The sequence below is a fragment of the Gottfriedia sp. OAE603 genome, from assembly GCF_040543965.1.
Lineage (GTDB): Bacteria > Bacillota > Bacilli > Bacillales > Bacillaceae_G > Gottfriedia > Gottfriedia solisilvae.
Genome location: NZ_JBEUNN010000001.1, coordinates 4,092,501 through 4,110,037 on the forward strand (window position 1 = coordinate 4,092,501; position 17,537 = coordinate 4,110,037).

Annotated in this window: 17 protein-coding genes, 1 tRNA gene, 1 other RNA gene and 1 other annotated feature (1 of these 20 only partly in view); of the genes, 8 read left to right on the forward strand and 11 right to left on the reverse strand. The window is 35.0% G+C overall.

The features are described from left to right. The 5 genes from recR to tadA all read right to left on the reverse strand — a co-directional run. On the reverse strand, positions 1-250 hold the start of the coding sequence (gene recR / locus ABID96_RS20680; RefSeq protein ID WP_088004284.1) for a recombination mediator RecR. Its footprint begins 347 nt before the window's first position; the window shows 250 of its 597 coding nt (coding positions 1-250); its start codon is at positions 248-250; its stop codon lies off the left edge, out of view. Between the two features lie 11 nt (positions 251-261). Next, positions 262-588: a YbaB/EbfC family nucleoid-associated protein gene (locus tag ABID96_RS20685; RefSeq protein ID WP_088004282.1), complete on the reverse strand. Its 327-nt coding sequence runs from the start codon at positions 586-588 to the stop codon at positions 262-264. A 20-nt stretch (positions 589-608) separates the two neighbouring features. Further along, positions 609-2,297: a DNA polymerase III subunit gamma/tau gene (gene dnaX, locus ABID96_RS20690; protein ID WP_192604540.1), complete on the reverse strand. Its 1,689-nt coding sequence runs from the start codon at positions 2,295-2,297 to the stop codon at positions 609-611. A 123-nt stretch (positions 2,298-2,420) separates the two neighbouring features. Then, an RNA gene (gene ffs, locus ABID96_RS20695) (signal recognition particle sRNA large type) lies at positions 2,421-2,685 on the reverse strand. Positions 2,686-2,755: 70 nt separating this feature from the next. After that, entirely contained in the window at positions 2,756-3,220 is a 465-nt protein-coding gene (gene tadA, locus ABID96_RS20700; protein WP_371870412.1) for a tRNA adenosine(34) deaminase TadA, read from the reverse strand. Between the two features lie 104 nt (positions 3,221-3,324). On the opposite strand from tadA, the gene ABID96_RS20705 reads away from it, so the two are divergent. From ABID96_RS20705 to ABID96_RS20715, 3 genes are all read left to right on the forward strand, one after another. Beyond that, a complete protein-coding gene (locus ABID96_RS20705; protein WP_088004275.1) occupies positions 3,325-3,909 on the forward strand; it encodes a cysteine hydrolase family protein in 585 nt (194 codons plus the stop codon). A gap of 115 nt (positions 3,910-4,024) precedes the next feature. After that, the gene (locus tag ABID96_RS20710; RefSeq protein WP_088004273.1) at positions 4,025-4,666 is read left to right on the forward strand and encodes a deoxynucleoside kinase; all 642 of its coding nucleotides are present in this window, start codon (positions 4,025-4,027) and stop codon (positions 4,664-4,666) included. Beyond that, positions 4,663-5,337 (forward strand): deoxynucleoside kinase, encoded by a 675-nt coding sequence (locus ABID96_RS20715; protein ID WP_088004271.1) that lies wholly within the window; start codon positions 4,663-4,665, stop codon positions 5,335-5,337. Before ABID96_RS20710 ends, ABID96_RS20715 begins: the two co-directional genes overlap by 4 nt. A 142-nt stretch (positions 5,338-5,479) precedes the next feature. Here ABID96_RS20715 and ABID96_RS20720 read toward each other — a convergent pair. After that, positions 5,480-5,572 (reverse strand) — tRNA-Ser (locus ABID96_RS20720). Positions 5,573-5,813: 241 nt separating this feature from the next. Between ABID96_RS20720 and ABID96_RS20725 the strand changes: the two genes are divergently transcribed. The 3 genes from ABID96_RS20725 (at position 5,814) to cstA (ending at position 10,226) form a co-directional block, all read left to right on the forward strand. Further along, positions 5,814-7,565: a LytS/YhcK type 5TM receptor domain-containing protein gene (locus ABID96_RS20725; RefSeq protein ID WP_192604539.1), complete on the forward strand. Its 1,752-nt coding sequence runs from the start codon at positions 5,814-5,816 to the stop codon at positions 7,563-7,565. A 3-nt stretch (positions 7,566-7,568) separates the two neighbouring features. Then, positions 7,569-8,306 carry a LytR/AlgR family response regulator transcription factor gene (locus ABID96_RS20730; RefSeq protein WP_192604538.1) on the forward strand — a complete coding sequence of 246 codons (738 nt, stop codon included), beginning with the start codon at positions 7,569-7,571 and terminating at the stop codon, positions 8,304-8,306. 126 nt (positions 8,307-8,432) lie between these two features. Beyond that, positions 8,433-10,226: a carbon starvation protein CstA gene (cstA, locus tag ABID96_RS20735; RefSeq protein WP_192604537.1), complete on the forward strand. Its 1,794-nt coding sequence runs from the start codon at positions 8,433-8,435 to the stop codon at positions 10,224-10,226. Positions 10,227-10,281: 55 nt separating this feature from the next. On the opposite strand, the gene serS is transcribed toward cstA, so the two are convergent. From serS to guaB, 5 genes are all read right to left on the reverse strand, one after another. Continuing rightward, positions 10,282-11,556, reverse strand: coding sequence for a serine--tRNA ligase (gene serS / locus ABID96_RS20740; RefSeq protein WP_192604536.1), 1,275 nt, complete (start codon positions 11,554-11,556; stop codon positions 10,282-10,284). A 71-nt stretch (positions 11,557-11,627) separates the two neighbouring features. Next, positions 11,628-11,855 (reverse strand) — a binding site (T-box leader). 49 nt (positions 11,856-11,904) lie between these two features. Further along, positions 11,905-12,492, reverse strand: coding sequence for a pyridoxal 5'-phosphate synthase glutaminase subunit PdxT (pdxT, locus tag ABID96_RS20745; protein WP_192604535.1), 588 nt, complete (start codon positions 12,490-12,492; stop codon positions 11,905-11,907). A 12-nt stretch (positions 12,493-12,504) separates the two neighbouring features. Then, positions 12,505-13,389, reverse strand: a complete 885-nt coding sequence (pdxS, locus tag ABID96_RS20750) for a pyridoxal 5'-phosphate synthase lyase subunit PdxS (protein WP_088004258.1) — start codon at positions 13,387-13,389, stop codon at positions 12,505-12,507. A gap of 133 nt (positions 13,390-13,522) precedes the next feature. After that, positions 13,523-14,869, reverse strand: coding sequence for a D-alanyl-D-alanine carboxypeptidase family protein (locus ABID96_RS20755; protein WP_192604542.1), 1,347 nt, complete (start codon positions 14,867-14,869; stop codon positions 13,523-13,525). A gap of 80 nt (positions 14,870-14,949) precedes the next feature. Beyond that, positions 14,950-16,413 (reverse strand): IMP dehydrogenase, encoded by a 1,464-nt coding sequence (gene guaB, locus ABID96_RS20760; RefSeq protein WP_192604534.1) that lies wholly within the window; start codon positions 16,411-16,413, stop codon positions 14,950-14,952. A 116-nt stretch (positions 16,414-16,529) separates the two neighbouring features. On the opposite strand from guaB, the gene ABID96_RS20765 reads away from it, so the two are divergent. Further along, the gene (locus ABID96_RS20765; protein ID WP_377897017.1) at positions 16,530-17,039 is read left to right on the forward strand and encodes a YaaC family protein; all 510 of its coding nucleotides are present in this window, start codon (positions 16,530-16,532) and stop codon (positions 17,037-17,039) included. Positions 17,040-17,091: 52 nt separating this feature from the next. Continuing rightward, a complete protein-coding gene (locus ABID96_RS20770; RefSeq protein WP_483301393.1) occupies positions 17,092-17,490 on the forward strand; it encodes a YaaC family protein in 399 nt (132 codons plus the stop codon). Positions 17,491-17,537: the final 47 nt, after the last annotated feature.

Below are 17,537 nucleotides of genomic sequence, written 5' to 3' on the forward strand. Positions count from 1 at the left end.
CGCAAATAGTCGTTCGATCTCTCTGTTGATCGCCACAAATATAGCAAGGATCATTGTCAGTTATATGGCCACATTCTGAACAATACAAAAGCTTTCTTTTTGCATCAATCATGGACTTTGCGAAATCTAATACATCATCTTGCTTCATTTCTAACATGAAAAACGCCAGGCGAACAGCCGTTTTGGGACCAACCCCTGGCAATTTCATAAAACTATCTATTAATTTTGATATGGGTTCAGGATAATGCATATTATAATCCCCTAAAATAGTCCTGGAATATTCATTCCTTTTGTAAATTGACCCATTGTTTTAGATGTTTCAACTTCGATTTGTTTAAGTGCATCGTTCGTTGCAGTTAATACTAAGTCTTGAAGCATTTCGATATCTTCTGGGTCAACTACTTCTTCTTTAATATTTACTTCAACGATTTGTTTTAACCCATTAGCTGTAACTGTTACCATTCCACCGCCAGCTGTTCCAACAAAAGTACGTACATTTAATTCTGCTTGTGCTTCTTCCATTTGCTTTTGCATTTTTTGTACTTGTTTCATCATATTATTCATATTACCCATTCCGCCACGCATCATTATTTATTCCTCCAATATATTTATTCTTTTATTATTACTAAATCCTCACCGACAAGATTGATTGCTTCTTGTACGATTGGTGAAACTTCATTAGTGGTTTCTTGTTGTTTCGTTTGATTTAAATATGAATCCCTAGTAGATTTCCAATCTTCTTCAGGTATTGCTAACATACTCATTTCTGAACCTAATAATGTAGATAAGGTTTGATTAATAGTCGTAAGGTGCTCTTGTTCACCATTATTATTAATTAAATCACAAATTGTTTCTGATTTAAAAGCAACAATACATTGCTCAGAAGAAGCCGCAACAACTTCACCATAAGAAACCAATGTGGCAGTAGATACTTTATTTTGATAACGTAACTGGTCCTGTAATGTCGGCCATGCTGCCAATACTTTATTTTTCTCTGGTTTGGTAGCCGCACGTAAAACACTTTGTATCATACTATTTGGTACTTTCGATCGAGTTGTCGTTGACCTCGATTTCGTATTTGATGCAGTTTCATTATTTGCTGTACTAATTGCTATACCATTTTCTTTTAAATGGTTAATCTCTTTTTCAAGATGATTTATTTTATTCAGTAAAGCAGTTAATTCTTCTGATTTTTTACCTACATTACTTACAGATGCCTTTTGACATAGTTGAACGATCGCTACTTCGAGTAGAACCCTTGGATGATTCGTCCATTTCATCTCTTGTTGACTTTTACTTAATGAAGCAATAATTTGATAAATTAAATCATCATCATACGCCTCTGTAATTTCTTTAAAGCGATCATTCACAGTAGCTCTTTCGAGTAACTCTACAGTACTAGGTGAATGTCTATATAATAGAACATCTCTAAAATAAACTGTTAAATCCTCAATGAAACGAACTGGGTCTTTCCCTTGGTTCAATAGTTCCTCAATTTGTGTTAAACAAGCTGAGACATTTCCATCTTTAATAGAAGATACAACAGAAATTAAACTTTCTTGAGCAACAGTTCCAGTAACAGATAATACATCGTTTAAGGTAATCAACTGGTCACTATATGAGATTGCTTGATCAAGTATACTTAGTGCATCCCTCATCCCACCTTCTGCCGCTCTTGATAACATCATCAAAGCCTCAGGATCAATTTCAGTTTGCTGATGGTTTAAGACAACCATTAATCGATCAGAAATTGTTTGAGCACTAATCTTATGAAAATCAAAGCGCTGACATCTTGAAAGAATAGTTAACGGTATTTTATGAGGTTCTGTTGTGGCTAATATAAAAATTACATGTCCTGGTGGCTCTTCTAATGTTTTTAATAACGCATTGAAAGCTCCTATAGAAAGCATATGAACTTCATCTATTATGTACACTTTGTACTTACCTACGGAAGGAGCATATTTAACCTTTTCGCGAATGTCACGAATTTCATCTACACCGTTATTAGAAGCGGCATCGATTTCAATAACATCAGAAATTGAACCATCAGTAATACCTTTACATACTGAACATTCATTACATGGCTCATTAGTTGGTGCGTTTTCGCAATTTAAAGCTTTTGCAAAAATTTTCGCCGTACTTGTTTTACCTGTCCCTCTTGGACCTGTAAACAAATATGCATGGGAAACCTTTTGCTGAAGAAGGGAGTTTTGTAACGTTCGTATAATATGGTTTTGACCTACAACGTCTTTAAATTGTTGTGGTCTCCACAAACGATATAATGCTTGGTATGTCAATTTATTTCCTCCTTCTTACAAAGTCACCATTATTATACCCTATGTAGTGATTTGTTGGAAAATTTTTTAAAGAAAACAAAAAAACTCACTCAAGTTCATGAGTGAGTTTTTATAAAGTTACTGCCGTGCACCACACTTCGATGCACTACCCCAGGCGTTACTTAAACAGTTAGCTCGGCCCAGGCACCCCTACGGCACACGAGATGGCTCACTTATTGCTGCTTCCTTCCGGACCTGACAAGGTTCGTGAGTTCTCGTTGCGTAGGACCCAGACGTCAACACCACTTATTTAAGGCAGGCCCTAAAGTAGGTACACCTCGGTGTGGAATTCAGTCTCGCTAGAGCGGATTGCGAGTACAGGGCACCGCTACCTCCCCACCTAGCACGGCAAAGTTACAACCTTAATTATCCCGCCATTAGAAGCGGTATTTAAAGTATATACGAACCTTAGTAAAAAATCAATGCTTGTCCTCATTAGGTAATTTTTTCTTCTTCAACCTTAACGCTCTAAAGAAGTTTGTTAATAATCTGCTACATTCTTCCTCTAATACACCAGTTTCCACATCACATCGATGATTAAACTGCTCCTCTTGTAGTAAATTATATATCGAACCGCCACAACCAGCTTTAGGATCTTTCGCACCGTAAACCACCCGAGGAATTCTCGATTGAATGATTGCTCCCGCACACATTGGACAAGGTTCTAACGTTACATATAATGTTGTTTCCTCAAGCCTCCATGAATCAATTACTTTACAAGCTTCTTCAATTGCAATCACTTCAGCATGTCCTAATGCAGTTTGTTTAGTTTCTCTTAGATTATATCCTCGTGCAATTACTTCATCTTTATAAACGATAATGGCACCAATCGGAACTTCACCCAGCTCTTCAGCTTTCAAAGCTTCCTCTATCGCCATTTTCATAAAAATCTCATCTTTATTCAAATTTTACACCTCTTTATTTCTATTACTAACAAATATTCTTTATATGAGTAGATAAACTAAACCATAGAATGGAGTGATTTTGAGTGAATTCTTCCTGTGATAAAAAAAATCCAAAACCTGCATTATTAATGGTTGATTTAATCAACTCATTTTCATTTAAGCATGGTTGTGTACTCGCAGAAAAAACAGAAAAAATGATTCCTAATATCAATTTGTTAAGGGATTTATTTATAAAAAGAGAATTTCCCATTATATATGTAAACGATCACTATAAATTAAATAATCCTTCCGCTGATAAAGTTTTAAAACACTGTACGAACCCATTAAGTTATAACATTATCCAAGAAATTAAACCTAAGAGACACGAATTATGTATTTTCAAACCAAATTATTCAGGCTTTTATCAAACTGAACTTGATCATGAATTAAAAAAACATGAAGTGACTCATTTAATCATTCTAGGAGTCGCTGGTAACCGATGTGTACTCTTTACTGCTAACGACGCATTTATGCGAGATTATAACTTAATTATACCTTACGATGCAATTTCCTCTATAACTGATTATGACGAGAACGTTGCGGTCTATATGATGAAGGACATATTAAACGCAAAATTGATTCTTTCTCAGGAAATAGAAGCAGTCATAAATGAATTATTTCAAAATTAGAACAATAAAATTGGAAATATTTTAAAATTGTATTCCACCTGTCCGCAGTATGTTAAAATAGTTTCTGTATGTTTAAGCGTATGATACGGAAATTGACTAGTAAGGAGGACAAGAGATGATACATGTACCTTTTATTACAGTAGAAGGACCTATAGGTGTCGGAAAAACATCTCTATCCAAAGCGATCTCTGAGCACTTTCATTATGAATTATTGAAAGAAATAGTAGATGAAAATCCATTTTTAGGTAAGTTTTACACAGACATTGAAGAGTGGAGTTTCCAAACGGAAATGTTTTTCCTATGCAACCGATTTAAACAATTAGAAGATATCGATAAAATGTTTCTTAAAAAATCGATACCAGTAGTTGCAGACTACCACATCCTTAAGAATTTAATCTTTGCAAGCAGGACGTTAAAAGATCAACAGCACGATAAATACTTAAAAATATATCAGATTTTAACAGAGGATATGCCAAAGCCAAACGTAATTATCTATTTAACAGCTAGCCTTGAAACACTTCAAAAGAGAATTGAACTCCGAGGCAGAGAATTTGAGAATTTAATTGAAGATCAATATCTTATACAGTTAATAGAAGATTACGAGTTACACATGAAAGAATTTCAGTTAAAACACCCTGAGATTCCAGTACTAAAATTCGATGGAGATCAAATCGATTTCGTAAATAATCCAAGAGATTTAACGATGATCCTTGATACATTAGAAAACACCTTACAAAAGGAGCTAAGAAGCATATGAATTTGCGCGAAAAATACGGAATACGAAATGACGCAGTGATCACAATTGCCGGAACAGTTGGGGTAGGTAAATCTACTATGACAAATGCTTTAGCGAATGCTTTAAACTTTCGTACATCATTTGAAAAAGTTGATACGAATCCATATCTAGATAAATTCTATCAAGATTTTTCTAGATGGAGTTTTCATTTACAAATTTACTTCTTAGCAGAACGCTTTAAAGAGCAAAAAAGAATGTTCGAATACGGTGGAGGATTTATCCAAGATCGTTCAATTTATGAAGACACTGGAATCTTTGCGAAAATGCATTATGAAAAAGGTACAATGAGCGAAGTTGATTATGAAACATATACTAGCTTATTTGATGCAATGGTTATGTCACCATATTTTCCAACTCCAGACTTATTAATCTATTTAGAGGGAACTTTTGACGAAGTAGTGGAGCGTATTAAAGAACGTGGACGTCCGATGGAACAACAAACTCCAATCGATTATTGGAAAGAAATGAACTCTCGTTATGAAAATTGGATTAATAACTTTAATGCTTGCCCAGTACTTCGTTTAAGCATTAGTGAATATGACCTAATTAAAGACGAAACATCTGTAGAAGAAATCATCAAGAAAATTGGTAATGTGTTAAACCATTCACAAAAATATATCAAATCTAGATAAGAAATAGTAAAGCTGTTTACTCTATACCATTAAGTAAACAGCTTTTTAAATTTCTCCATTTTTAAACAACAAAAAACTCGTTACCATAAGTAACGAGTTGACAATCTCCGATATATGTATGCGCTCCGTTAAAAATCAAAAATGGAGGAGTAAGAGGGATTCGAACCCCCGCGGGCTGTTACACCCCTGTCGGTTTTCAAGACCGATCCCTTCAGCCAGACTTGGGTATTACTCCGTTTTGACAAGATTTATAATATCATACTGTAAATACATGGTCAAGCATTTTCCAAAAAAAAATATGTTTTTTGTGTTCCTTTTTATTTTTTAATCTATTCATAGTTCTTACTGTTAAAAAGAGCTATGTTTACAATTAAATTTTAACTAAAAGTTATTTAAATATACATAGAAAAATCCATTACTTATAATAAAAATATCAACTTAATGATGTCAAAAATTCGTGTAGGAGGAGAAAAGATTTGTTAGAGTTACTACCTTTAATGTTAGAACGCGTTGGAATCTTAGTCATACTAGCTTTATTACTTTCTAGAATGAAATCTTTTCGCCAGGTTATTCAGAATGAGCATTCCGTAAAAGGCAAATTTTTGTTAATTCTAATATTCGGTGCATTTGGCATCGTTAGTAATTATACAGGCGTGCATATTTATCAAGATTCCATCATGTCTCAAACTTGGCATTTTAATGTAGATAGTAATAATGCTATTGCAAACACACGAATTATGGGAGTTGCAATTGGCGGTTTGCTTGGTGGTCCATTTGTTGGTTTTGGCGTTGGACTAATTGCGGGTCTACATAGATTAACCCTTGGTGGTTTCACAGCCTTTGCATGTGCATTTTCTACAATCTTGGCCGGTGTTGTAACTGGATTTCTTGGGAAAAAATATGGTATCCAAAAAAACAACTCCTTATTGAGGGCCGTCATTATCGGCATTTTAATGGAGTGCATTCAAATGGGAATTATACTAATCGTCGCAAAGCCTTTCGATGCAGCCTTGCACTTAGTACAATTAATTGCATTTCCTATGATTGCCATTAACGGATTCGGAACATTAATCTTCATATTAATCATTCAAAATATCCTTCAGGAAGAGGAAAAAACAAGAGCACTGCAAACAAATAAAGCGTTATTCATTGCGCAGCAAACACTCCCCCATTTTAGACAGGGATTAACGACTCACTCAAGTGCAGAGGTTTCAAGAATTATTTTCAGACTAACAAATGCAGATGCTATATCAATTACAGACCATGAACAAGTACTTGCACATATCGGCGCAGGCTCTAATCATCACAAACCATTACAGAGTCTATCTACTAGACTAACCAAAAAGGCCCTTGAGCAAGGTGACATCTTTATCGCAAATAGTAAGGAAGAAATACAGTGCTCTCATGAAAATTGTCCATTACAAGCAGCAATTGTACTGCCATTAAAAGCATCGAATAGAACTGTAGGATCCTTGAAATTATATTATCGAGATTCAAATAAACTAGATATAGTTGAACAAGAGCTAGCTGATGGATTAAGTAAACTTTTTTCAACACAATTAGAACTAGCCGAAGTAGAGTTACAAAGAAGACTATTAAAGGATGCAGAAATAAAAGCTTTACAAGCACAAGTACATCCACATTTTTTATTTAATTCGATTAATACAATCTCTAGCCTGATTCGAACTGATTCAGATAAAGCTAGAAAATTACTAATTCATTTAAGTACTTTTTTCCGCAACAATTTGCAAGGAGCCAGACAAACACTTGTACCACTTGAAAAAGAACTTGAGCACGTCGAAGCATACTTAACGTTAGAGCAAACCCGTTTCCCAAATAAATTTACAGTCGATTTTGACATTGAACCAAGTTTGCGCAATGCCATGATCCCACCATTTACACTACAACCTCTTGTAGAAAATTCAATTAGACATGCATTTTCAAAAGAGAAAAAATTAAATGTAGTTGTTAGTGCCTATAAGAATAAAGGAAAAATGATCCTACTTACTGAAGACAACGGTAAAGGTATTCCAACCTCTCTACTAAAAACTATTGGTAATGAAACTGTACAGTCAAAAGACGGCACTGGCACGGCCTTATGGAATATAAAGAAACGTATTGAAGAGATTTATGGACAGAAAGAGAACTTTCAAATAGATTCAGATCTTGGATTAGGGACAAAAGTTTATATAACACTACCTCTAACCGAGGAGAACTTGGAGGGATAATATTTGTTAAAGGCATTAATAGTTGAAGATGAACCATTAGCGCGTGACGAACTAGCTTATCTATTAAAGAGAACTAAAGAAGTAGATATAATAGCTTCAGTCGATACAATTGAAAGAGCATTGGAGGAAGTTCATTCTAATCCAGTTGATGTAGTGTTTTTAGATATCCAGTTAGCTGATGAAAGCGGATTGGAGCTAGCTCAAAAATTACAGGATCTAGCTCACCAGCCCGCGATTGTATTTGCAACAGCATTTGATGAGTATGCTTTAAATGCTTTTGAACTACAGGCAATCGATTATATATTAAAACCATATGACGAAGATAGAATTTTAAAAACGGTAGAAAAGATTATTAGGCTTACTTCGCCTTATGTTAAAGAATCGCTACATAAGAAGCCAAAACGTCATTTAAAACAAGATAAGCTTGCAATTACTGTAGATGAACGAATTATATTAGTTACATTTGAGGAAATACTATATATCTATACACTTGATGGTAAAACAGTTGTTGTGACTGAAAAATATTCATATCAAGTAAATGAGCCATTAATAAGTATTGAACGTAAGCTGCAAGACTCAGCATTTATCCGTGTACATCGTAGCTATATTGTGAATATCGATCAGATTATTGAAATTCAGCCTTGGTTTCATTCAACCTATAATCTAATCATGCGTGACAATGAGAAAGTACCCGTAAGTCGTACTTATACTAAGGAACTAAAACAGCTATTTGATTTTTAGATTGTATTTCAAAGACCCTAGTTTGCAATTCATCCTGTTATTTATGCAATTCATATTGAAAAGAAGATGTTGGCATTTTCATAGAGTAATATTAATGATATAAAAACAGGGGAGGTCTTGATAAAAATGAATGCGGTTACAATTGTTATTGCTTCCATGTGTATATTAATGATTGCCTATCGTTTATACGGAACTTTCATAACGGTAAAGGTGTTAAAGCTAGATGACTCTAAAGCAACGCCCGCTCACGAGTTAAATGATGGAAAGGATTATGTACCTACAAATAAATGGGTTTCCTTCGGTCATCACTTTGCTGCGATTGCTGCCGCTGGTCCATTAGTAGGACCTATTTTAGCTGCACAATTTGGTTATCTTCCAGGTCTACTTTGGCTCTTGATTGGTGCAGTTATTGGTGGGGCAGTTCATGACGCGGTTGTGTTATTTGCCTCTATGCGTAAAAAGGGTAAATCATTATCAGAAGTAGCAAAAGAAGAATTAGGTCCCGTAGCTGGCTTTTGTACAGGACTAGCAATGCTATTTATTATTACGATTACGATGGCTGGCCTTTCAATGGTTGTACTTCATGCACTAGAGAACAATCCATGGGGTACTTTTGCTGTAGGTATTACAATTCCAATTGCTATGGGTGTTGGATTATTATATAAAAAGACAGGTAATTTAAAACTAGCCTCTACAATAGGATTTGTTCTATTAATGGTTGGTGTATTTATGGGACCAACTATCCAGGAGACCGCTCTTGGGGAATTTTTAACATTTGATACAAAAACTTTAGCTATTATTCTACCAATCTATGCATTTTTTGCCGCGGCACTACCAGTTTGGTTATTGCTTGCGCCACGAGATTATTTGAGTAGTTTCATGAAAATTGGTGTCTTTATTGCTTTAATTATCGGTGTGTTTATTATCAATCCAGTTATTGAATTCCCAGCATTTACGAAATTTACTGGTGGTGGCGGTCCAATCCTTGCAGGACCGGTATGGCCATTTATATCTATTACAATCGCATGTGGAGCGATTTCTGGTTTCCACGCTTTCGTAGGATCAGGTACAACTCCTAAAATGCTTGATCGATGGAGCGATATTAAGGTCGTAGGATTTGGCGCAATGCTTGTTGAGTGTTTAGTAGGAATTATGGCACTTATTGCTGCTACCGCTCTTCAACCAGCAGATTACTTTGCTATTAACTCCACTCCAGAAGTTTTTAAAACATTGGGTATGGAAGTTGTTCATCTTCCTGAACTTGCGAAAGAAATTGGATTAGATTTAGAAGGCCGTACAGGTGGAGCTGTTACCTTAGCGGTAGGAATGTCCTACATTTTTACATCAATTCCTTGGTTTAGCCATTTAGCATCTTACTTCTTCCAATTTGTTATCATGTTTGAAGCAGTATTTATTTTAACGGCAATCGATGCTGGAACTCGTGTAGCACGATACTTAATTCAAGATTTCTTTGGAGAGTACTATAAGCCTTTAAAGAAAACTGATTGGCTTCCAGGTTCAATATTTGCAAGTGCACTAGCATGTTTTATGTGGGGATATCTCCTATATTCAGGAGACATTGGATCAATTTGGGCACTATTCGGTGTCTCTAACCAGTTAATGGCTTCTATCGGACTAATCATTGGCGCGACGGTCATATTAAAAATTGCCGATAAACGTTGGTATATGTTAACATGTCTTGTTCCACTCGCATATTTATTTGTCACTGTAAACTATGCAGGATATTGGATGGTTAAAAATGTTTATTTAAATCCAAATGCTGCAGGATATAGCACGTTAAATGCAATTCTTTCAATCATCATGCTAGTCCTTGGTATGATCATACTAATTTCTGCAATAAAAAAATGGTTGGATATGTGGAATACTCCACAATTTAAAATGAATGCTAAAACACTCTAAATAAAAAAGCAGGTTGTCACAGAAAAACTAATTATCGTGACAACCTGCTTAATTTTTATTTAATAACTTCTTTTCCACCCATGTATGGACGAAGCACTTCAGGAATGACAATTGAACCATCTGCTTGTTGGTAGTTTTCTAAAATAGCAGATACTGTACGACCGATTGCCAGACCAGAACCATTTAATGTATGAACAAATTCTGGCTTTCCTTTCGGTTCACGACGGAAGCGAATATTCGCACGTCTTGCTTGGAAGCCTTCAAAATTACTACAAGAAGAAATTTCTTTGTAAGCGTCATAGCTTGGTAACCAAACTTCAATATCATAAGTTTTTGCAGAAGAGAAACCAATATCACCAGCACACAATGTGATAACACGGTATGGTAATTCTAATAATTGAAGCACTTTTTCTGCATGAGCTGTTAATTTTTCTAACTCAATATAAGATTCTTCTGGTTTAACAAAACGAACAAGTTCAACTTTATTAAACTGGTGTTGACGTATTAAACCTCTTGTATCACGACCAGCAGATCCTGCTTCAGAACGGAAGCATGCACTATATGCTGTATATGCAATCGGTAATTGTGAGCCATCTAAAATCTCGTCACGATGGTAGTTTGTAACTGGTACTTCCGCAGTCGGTACTAAGAAGAAATCTTCTTTTTCAATACGGAATGCATCTTCTTCAAATTTTGGAAGCTGACCAGTCCCAATCATACTTGAACGATTTACAAGGTTTGGAGGTAACATCTCTGTATAACCATGCTCTTCAGTATGCAGATCTAACATGAAGCTAATTAAAGCACGCTCAAGTTTTGCCCCTAGACCTTTATAGAATGTAAAACGGCTACCCGTAACCTTAGCACCGCGCTCAAAATCTAGAATATCTAGATCTACGCCTAAATCCCAGTGTGGTTTCGGTTCAAATTCAAATTTACGAACTTCACCGATTCTACGAATTTCTACGTTATCATCTTCAGTTAATCCTTCAGGAACTGAATCACTTACTAAGTTTGGAATTGTAAATAGAATTGCATCCAGTTGCTCTTCTAACCCTCTAATTTCTTCATCTAGGTCTTTAATTTTGTCGCCCACTTCACGCATCTCAACAATTAAAGCCTCAGCATCTTTTTTCTCTCGCTTTAAAACACTGATTTCTTGACTAACTTCATTTCGGCGACTTTTTAAACCTTCAACCTCAACAAGTAGTTCTCTACGCTTTAAATCTAAGTCTTCAAATTTTTCAATATAGCTTACATCTCCACCACGTAACTGTAATTTTGCTTTTACATCTTCAAAATTGCTACGTAATAACTTAACGTCTAACATTTTCATTCCTCCTATTTTTCTTAGTTGTCTAAAGGATGCTAAAAAAGAATACAAAAAAGCCCTCATCCCTATAAAGGGACGAGAGCTACCCGCGTTGCCACCCTAATTGAAGAATAATAAATAATTCTTCCACCTTAGTATAGTTTAACGGACTATATAACCGGAGTTATTTACTAACTAAAATCAGTATTCCACAACTCGCTCAAGAATGGATTCACAAGACTTCATTATCGGTTTGCACCAACCACCGACTCTCTAGAAATTAAGAACTTGTTACTATTTTCTTTCATCGCTTTAGACAATTAAATTTTATTATAATTTACTATAAGCATTTACATTTTTCAATAGCTACATACTTAATTTAGCATTTTTTTCTTTAACCATGCTTACAAAGTAATTCATTAAGCGATAATCGTTTGTTAATTCCGGATGGAACGATGCAGCCAACATATGATTTTGTTTAACAGCAACAATATTACCATCATGCTCTGCTATTACTTCCGCATCACCAGATACTGAACGAATAAATGGTGCTCTAATGAATACCGCCGGAAAGTCTTCACATACTCCTTTTATAGGAATATTCACTTCAAAACTATCTACTTGTCTACCAAATGCATTACGCTCTGAAACCATATCCATTACGCCTAGGTGTACTGTATCATCATTTGCAATTTCTTTTGAAAGCAAAATCATGCCAGCACATGTACCAAATGCAGGTAAACCATTTTCAATTTTATCTTTTAATGGCTGTAGTAAACCAATATGGTCAAGTAACTTACGCATTGCAGTACTTTCTCCACCTGGTAACACAATTCCATCTAATCCTTCTAAATGCTCTACACGCTTCACAATTACCGCTTCGGCACCTGATGCCTTAATTGCATTAATATGTTCTTGAACTGCTCCCTGTAAAGCTAATACACCAATTTTCATCGTGTCACCAACTTAAATGCTACGGTCTTGCATACGATCAGCAGCTGCAAGTTGTCTCATATCGATACCTTTCATAGCTGGACCTAAGTTTTTAGAAAGGTTTGCAATTAATTCATAATCTTGATAGTGAGTAGTAGCTTGTACAATCGCACTAGCAAATTTTTCTGGGTTTTCTGATTTGAAGATACCAGATCCTACGAATACACCATCAGCACCTAATTCCATCATTAACGCTGCATCAGCAGGAGTTGCTACTCCACCAGCTGCAAAGTTAACTACCGGTAAACGGCCAAGTTCTTTAATTTGAAGTAATAATTCATATGGAGCGCCAAGGTTTTTCGCTTCAACCATTAATTCATCAAGTGATAATCCAACAACTTTACGGATTTCTCCATTAATTTGGCGTAAGTGACGAACTGCTTCAACAATGTTTCCTGTACCAGGCTCACCTTTTGTACGAAGCATAGATGCACCTTCACCAATACGACGAAGTGCTTCACCTAGGTTACGACAACCACAAACAAATGGAACTGTGTAATCAGATTTATTAATGTGGAAGATATCATCAGCAGGTGATAATACTTCACTCTCATCAATGTAGTCTACTCCCATTGCTTCTAAAACGCGAGCTTCAACGATATGTCCAATACGCGCTTTAGCCATTACAGGAATGCTAACTGCGTTTAAAATTTCTTCAGTAATACTTGTATCAGCCATACGAGCAACTCCACCAGCTGCACGAATATCAGATGGTACTTTTTCTAAAGCCATAACTGCAACTGCACCAGCTGCCTCTGCTATCTTAGCTTGTTCAGCATTTACTACGTCCATAATAACGCCGCCTTTTTGCATTTCTGCCATGCCACGTTTTACACGATCTGTTCCTGTTAAATTCATTGTCTTGCCCCTCCATTATTAAAACATTCTAGGTAACAAAATTATTTACGATTTTCTCCCATTGAAAAGTTACCTAATTCCCATTTTACTGAAAAATGGTCAACTTAACAATTGAAGTTACAGTATTTTATAATTATTTAAATAATCCACTTATGCCATCAACGATACTTCCCCATAAATTCCCAAAGAAAGAACCAATCGCTCTAAATGTTAATACGAACCAATTTGCTTTTTCTACGTCTTTATCTACTACTAAATCAAATGTTTTTTCATTAGTGATAAAGCCTAAATCATCTTTATTTGAAGATTTGACGATTATTTCTCCTACTTTTGTGTTCTTTTTAATAGGAGCAATAATGTTTCCATCTTCATCTATATTTTTTCCAGATAATTTAATCTGTGCTTTATAATTTTTACCTTCTCCACGCTTTACAGCTAATGTAAGTGAATCCTTCGCTACAACATTTACTTCTTTTTCTTTACCTTTGATTACTTTAACTGTTTTATTACCTTTAACAGCTTGACCTTTTTCAACTAATGTAATTTTCTCGAAATTACTGAAACCATAATCCATTAATTTTGCAGTTTCACTGAAACGTGAATTGTATGAATCTGCACCCATTACAACAGAAATATAACGTTGACCGTCTCTTTCAGCTGTACCAGTAAAACAAAATCCAGCAGAATCAGTTGAACCTGTTTTTAAACCATCCATACCTTGGTACTCAAAAACTAAACCTGGTAACATCCAGTTCCAGTTTTCCATTTTTACAGGATATTTCTGACCTTCTTGGAAAATCTTTTTTGGAATTGACGAAGTTTCAAGAACTTCTGGATAATCGTTTAATAAATAGTATGCTAATTTAGCCACACCTTTAGCACTCATAATATTTTCATCAGAAGGAGAAGTACCTTCTGGGTGCATACCTTGTAAATCTTTATTAACTAGACCAGTTGCGTTAACAAATTTAACCTCACCTAGTTTTAATTTTTTTGCTTTGTCATTCATAAGCTGAACAAAATTTTTCTCTGAACCGCCAACTAATTCGGCTAATGCGATTGTTGCACCGTTCGCTGAATAAATTGCTGCAGCTTCATATAATTCTTTAACTGTATATTTTCCACCTAGCTCTAATGGTACATTAGATAAACCAGTATTTTGTGAAATTTTATGTGCATATTCTGATACTGTAACTTTTTGATCCCATGAAATTTTCCCGTTATGAACAGCTTCAATAACAAGATATTCAGACATCATTTTTGTCATACTCGCTATTGGTAAAGGAGTATTTGAATTTTTTTCGAATAATATTTTTCCAGAGTTTGAATCTACTAATATCGCCGCATCTGCCTTAACTCCTAATACATCTTCTGCAGCTACTAGTCGTAAATTTACTGGGATGACTAAAGCAAATGCTAGTGTTAATACTACTAGTTTTTTTAGTATGTTCTTTCCTATCACTTTCTTACCTCCACTCATTTTTTTCATCTTTGTACATTTTAACATAATTATTTCCCAAAAAATAGGCAACTACAATTTCTTGTAATTGCCTAATTAAATCATGAAGAGTAATTTGGTGCCTCTTTCGTGATATGAACATCATGAGGATGACTTTCTCTTAATCCAGCACCCGTCATTCTAATAAATTGTGCATTTTCTCTTAATTCACTTAACGTAGGTGTTCCACAGTATCCCATACCTGCACGAATACCACCGATTAATTGGTGCACTGTGTCAGCTAATGGACCTTTGTAAGCAACACGTCCTTCAATACCTTCTGGAACTAGCTTTTTATTTCCTTCTTGGAAATAGCGATCCTTACTTCCACGTTCCATAGCACCTACAGAACCCATACCACGGTAAACTTTAAATTGTCTTCCTTGGAAGATTTCTGTTTCGCCTGGGCTTTCTTGAACACCTGCAAACATGCTACCTAGCATAACAACATGTCCACCAGCTGCTAAAGCTTTAACGATATCTCCAGAATATTTAATTCCACCATCAGCGATAATTGGTACACCATATTCTTTAGCCACAGTTGCACAATCATAAACTGCTGTTAACTGAGGAACACCAACACCGGCTACTACACGAGTTGTACAAATTGAACCTGGTCCGATACCAACTTTTACAATATCAGCTCCTGCTTCAATTAACTCTTTTGTAGCCTGTGCAGTAGCAACATTACCAGCAATAATTGCTAACTCTGGGAATTTACTTCTGATTTCTTGCACTTTTTCAATAACGCCTTTTGAATGACCATGTGCAGTATCTATTACTACTACGTCAACGTTAGCTTTTACTAAAAACTCTACTCGTTGAAGGGCATCTTTTGTTACTCCTACTGCTGCTCCTACTAATAGGCGACCTTGTTGATCTTTAGCAGAGTTAGGGAACTCAATAACTTTTTCAATATCTTTTATCGTAATTAAACCTTTTAAAATTCCATTTCCATCTACTAGGGGTAACTTTTCGATTTTATGCTTTTGAAGGATTTTTTCAGCTTCTGCAAGAGTAGTTCCTACTGGGGCAGTTACTAAATTTTCCTTAGTCATAACATCAGAAATCACAATTGAGTAATCTTGAATAAAGCGAAGATCACGATTTGTAAGAATACCAACTAATTTTTTGTTATCTGTGTCATCTACAATCGGTACACCTGAAATTCGATATTTTCCCATTAAATATTCTGCATCTGCTACTTTATGAGTCGGTGTAAGGAAAAATGGATCGTTGATTACACCACTCTCTGAACGCTTAACTTTATCTACTTGTTCAGCTTGTTCTTCAATTGACATATTTTTGTGAATAATACCTAATCCACCTTGTCTTGCCATGGCAATTGCCATCTCAGCTTCAGTTACAGTGTCCATACCAGCACTAATTAGAGGTATATTTAACTGGATTTTATCAGTTAATCTTACACTTACATCAACTTGGTTTGGAAGTACTTCGGATTTTGCTGGAACTAATAAAACATCATCAAAAGTAAGTCCTTCTTTTACGAATTTCGATTCCCACATTAAAAAAGCCCCCCTATATGCGTATAAATATTATTAGTAGATTAACAATAGGATAAAACACTGTCAAGGAAGTCAAGTTATGTTTAAATATTCAGTTAATAAGGAGTCCTACTCTTATGTTATATCCATATAATAATGTATGGGATGAACTATGCTACTTTAGCTCTGCTCAGTATTCAAAAAATTATTTACAAACAAAATATGAGCGTTTTCATTCTATCGATAAAAAATCAAAGGCATTTCATAATGCTTATCCCTTTTTGTATTATATTGAACATGGGAAAAGTTATTTTCTTGCTGCCAGGCATTCGCAAATAAACGTAAAACCAACACTTCTATTTTACGGATTAGTTCAATTAATTAAGGCTTGTATCCTAACCGTGGATCCTAACTACCCTAGCACTACTGCCATTTTAGCTCACGGAGTAACATCTAGGAAAATCAAAAAAATCGGATACTCTTTTTTAGAAGATGAAGTAAAAATACAAAAAAATGGATTGTTTACTCATGCAGCTAAAGAATTATTTAATATTACAAATTTAGATGGTGAGAAGTTTATGATGCTTCAACTTCTTCAATCAATACCTGAATTAAGTACTCTATTAAAAATTACAAAAAAAGGGTAGCGTATTTGTTCCGATTAATCTTGATCATGATACGATAGTCGTTCCAGAACAAATTTTGTCTTCCTACCATTTTACCGCAGAGCGTTTTATAACATTTCTTCAATCGAAGCAAAATACAGTAAATATTGACCTTGTTTCACAAGATCCTAGAAATATTAAAATCAAGTCAAATAATAATGAAAGTATGCTTAGAAATGCACCCTTTTATTTTAATTTATCTAATCAAAGTTATTATTTAAAGACACAAAAGGAATCATTGATGATTTTACCTGAAATCTTGTACCACTATTTGCTTCTTTATAATTTAAGTATGATCTGCAGATACGAAACTGATTGGTGGTGTGAACTTTTACAAACATTTTCTACCGATGATTATCCTCTAATCAATCAATTTCTAACGTCAACTGAACAAAAAATTCCTTTTTTAATTCACCGTTTATTAACTTTATAAAACACAAAAGAACATCAGCTTATTAGCTGATGTTCTTCATTTACCAG

Coding starts and splice junctions, on each gene's coding strand:
- ABID96_RS20685 (WP_088004282.1), bottom strand. CDS start 588: ATGATGCGTGGCGGAATGGGTAATATGAATAATATGATGAAACAAGTA.
- tadA (WP_371870412.1), bottom strand. CDS start 3,220: ATGAAAATGGCGATAGAGGAAGCTTTGAAAGCTGAAGAGCTGGGTGAA.
- ABID96_RS20710 (WP_088004273.1), top strand. CDS start 4,025: ATGATACATGTACCTTTTATTACAGTAGAAGGACCTATAGGTGTCGGA.
- ABID96_RS20715 (WP_088004271.1), top strand. CDS start 4,663: ATGAATTTGCGCGAAAAATACGGAATACGAAATGACGCAGTGATCACA.
- cstA (WP_192604537.1), top strand. CDS start 8,433: ATGAATGCGGTTACAATTGTTATTGCTTCCATGTGTATATTAATGATT.
- serS (WP_192604536.1), bottom strand. CDS start 11,556: ATGTTAGACGTTAAGTTATTACGTAGCAATTTTGAAGATGTAAAAGCA.
- pdxT (WP_192604535.1), bottom strand. CDS start 12,492: ATGAAAATTGGTGTATTAGCTTTACAGGGAGCAGTTCAAGAACATATT.
- pdxS (WP_088004258.1), bottom strand. CDS start 13,389: ATGAATTTAACAGGAACAGATCGTGTAAAACGTGGCATGGCAGAAATG.
- ABID96_RS20755 (WP_192604542.1), bottom strand. CDS start 14,869: ATGAGTGGAGGTAAGAAAGTGATAGGAAAGAACATACTAAAAAAACTA.
- guaB (WP_192604534.1), bottom strand. CDS start 16,413: ATGTGGGAATCGAAATTCGTAAAAGAAGGACTTACTTTTGATGATGTT.
- ABID96_RS20765 (WP_377897017.1), top strand. CDS start 16,530: ATGTTATATCCATATAATAATGTATGGGATGAACTATGCTACTTTAGC.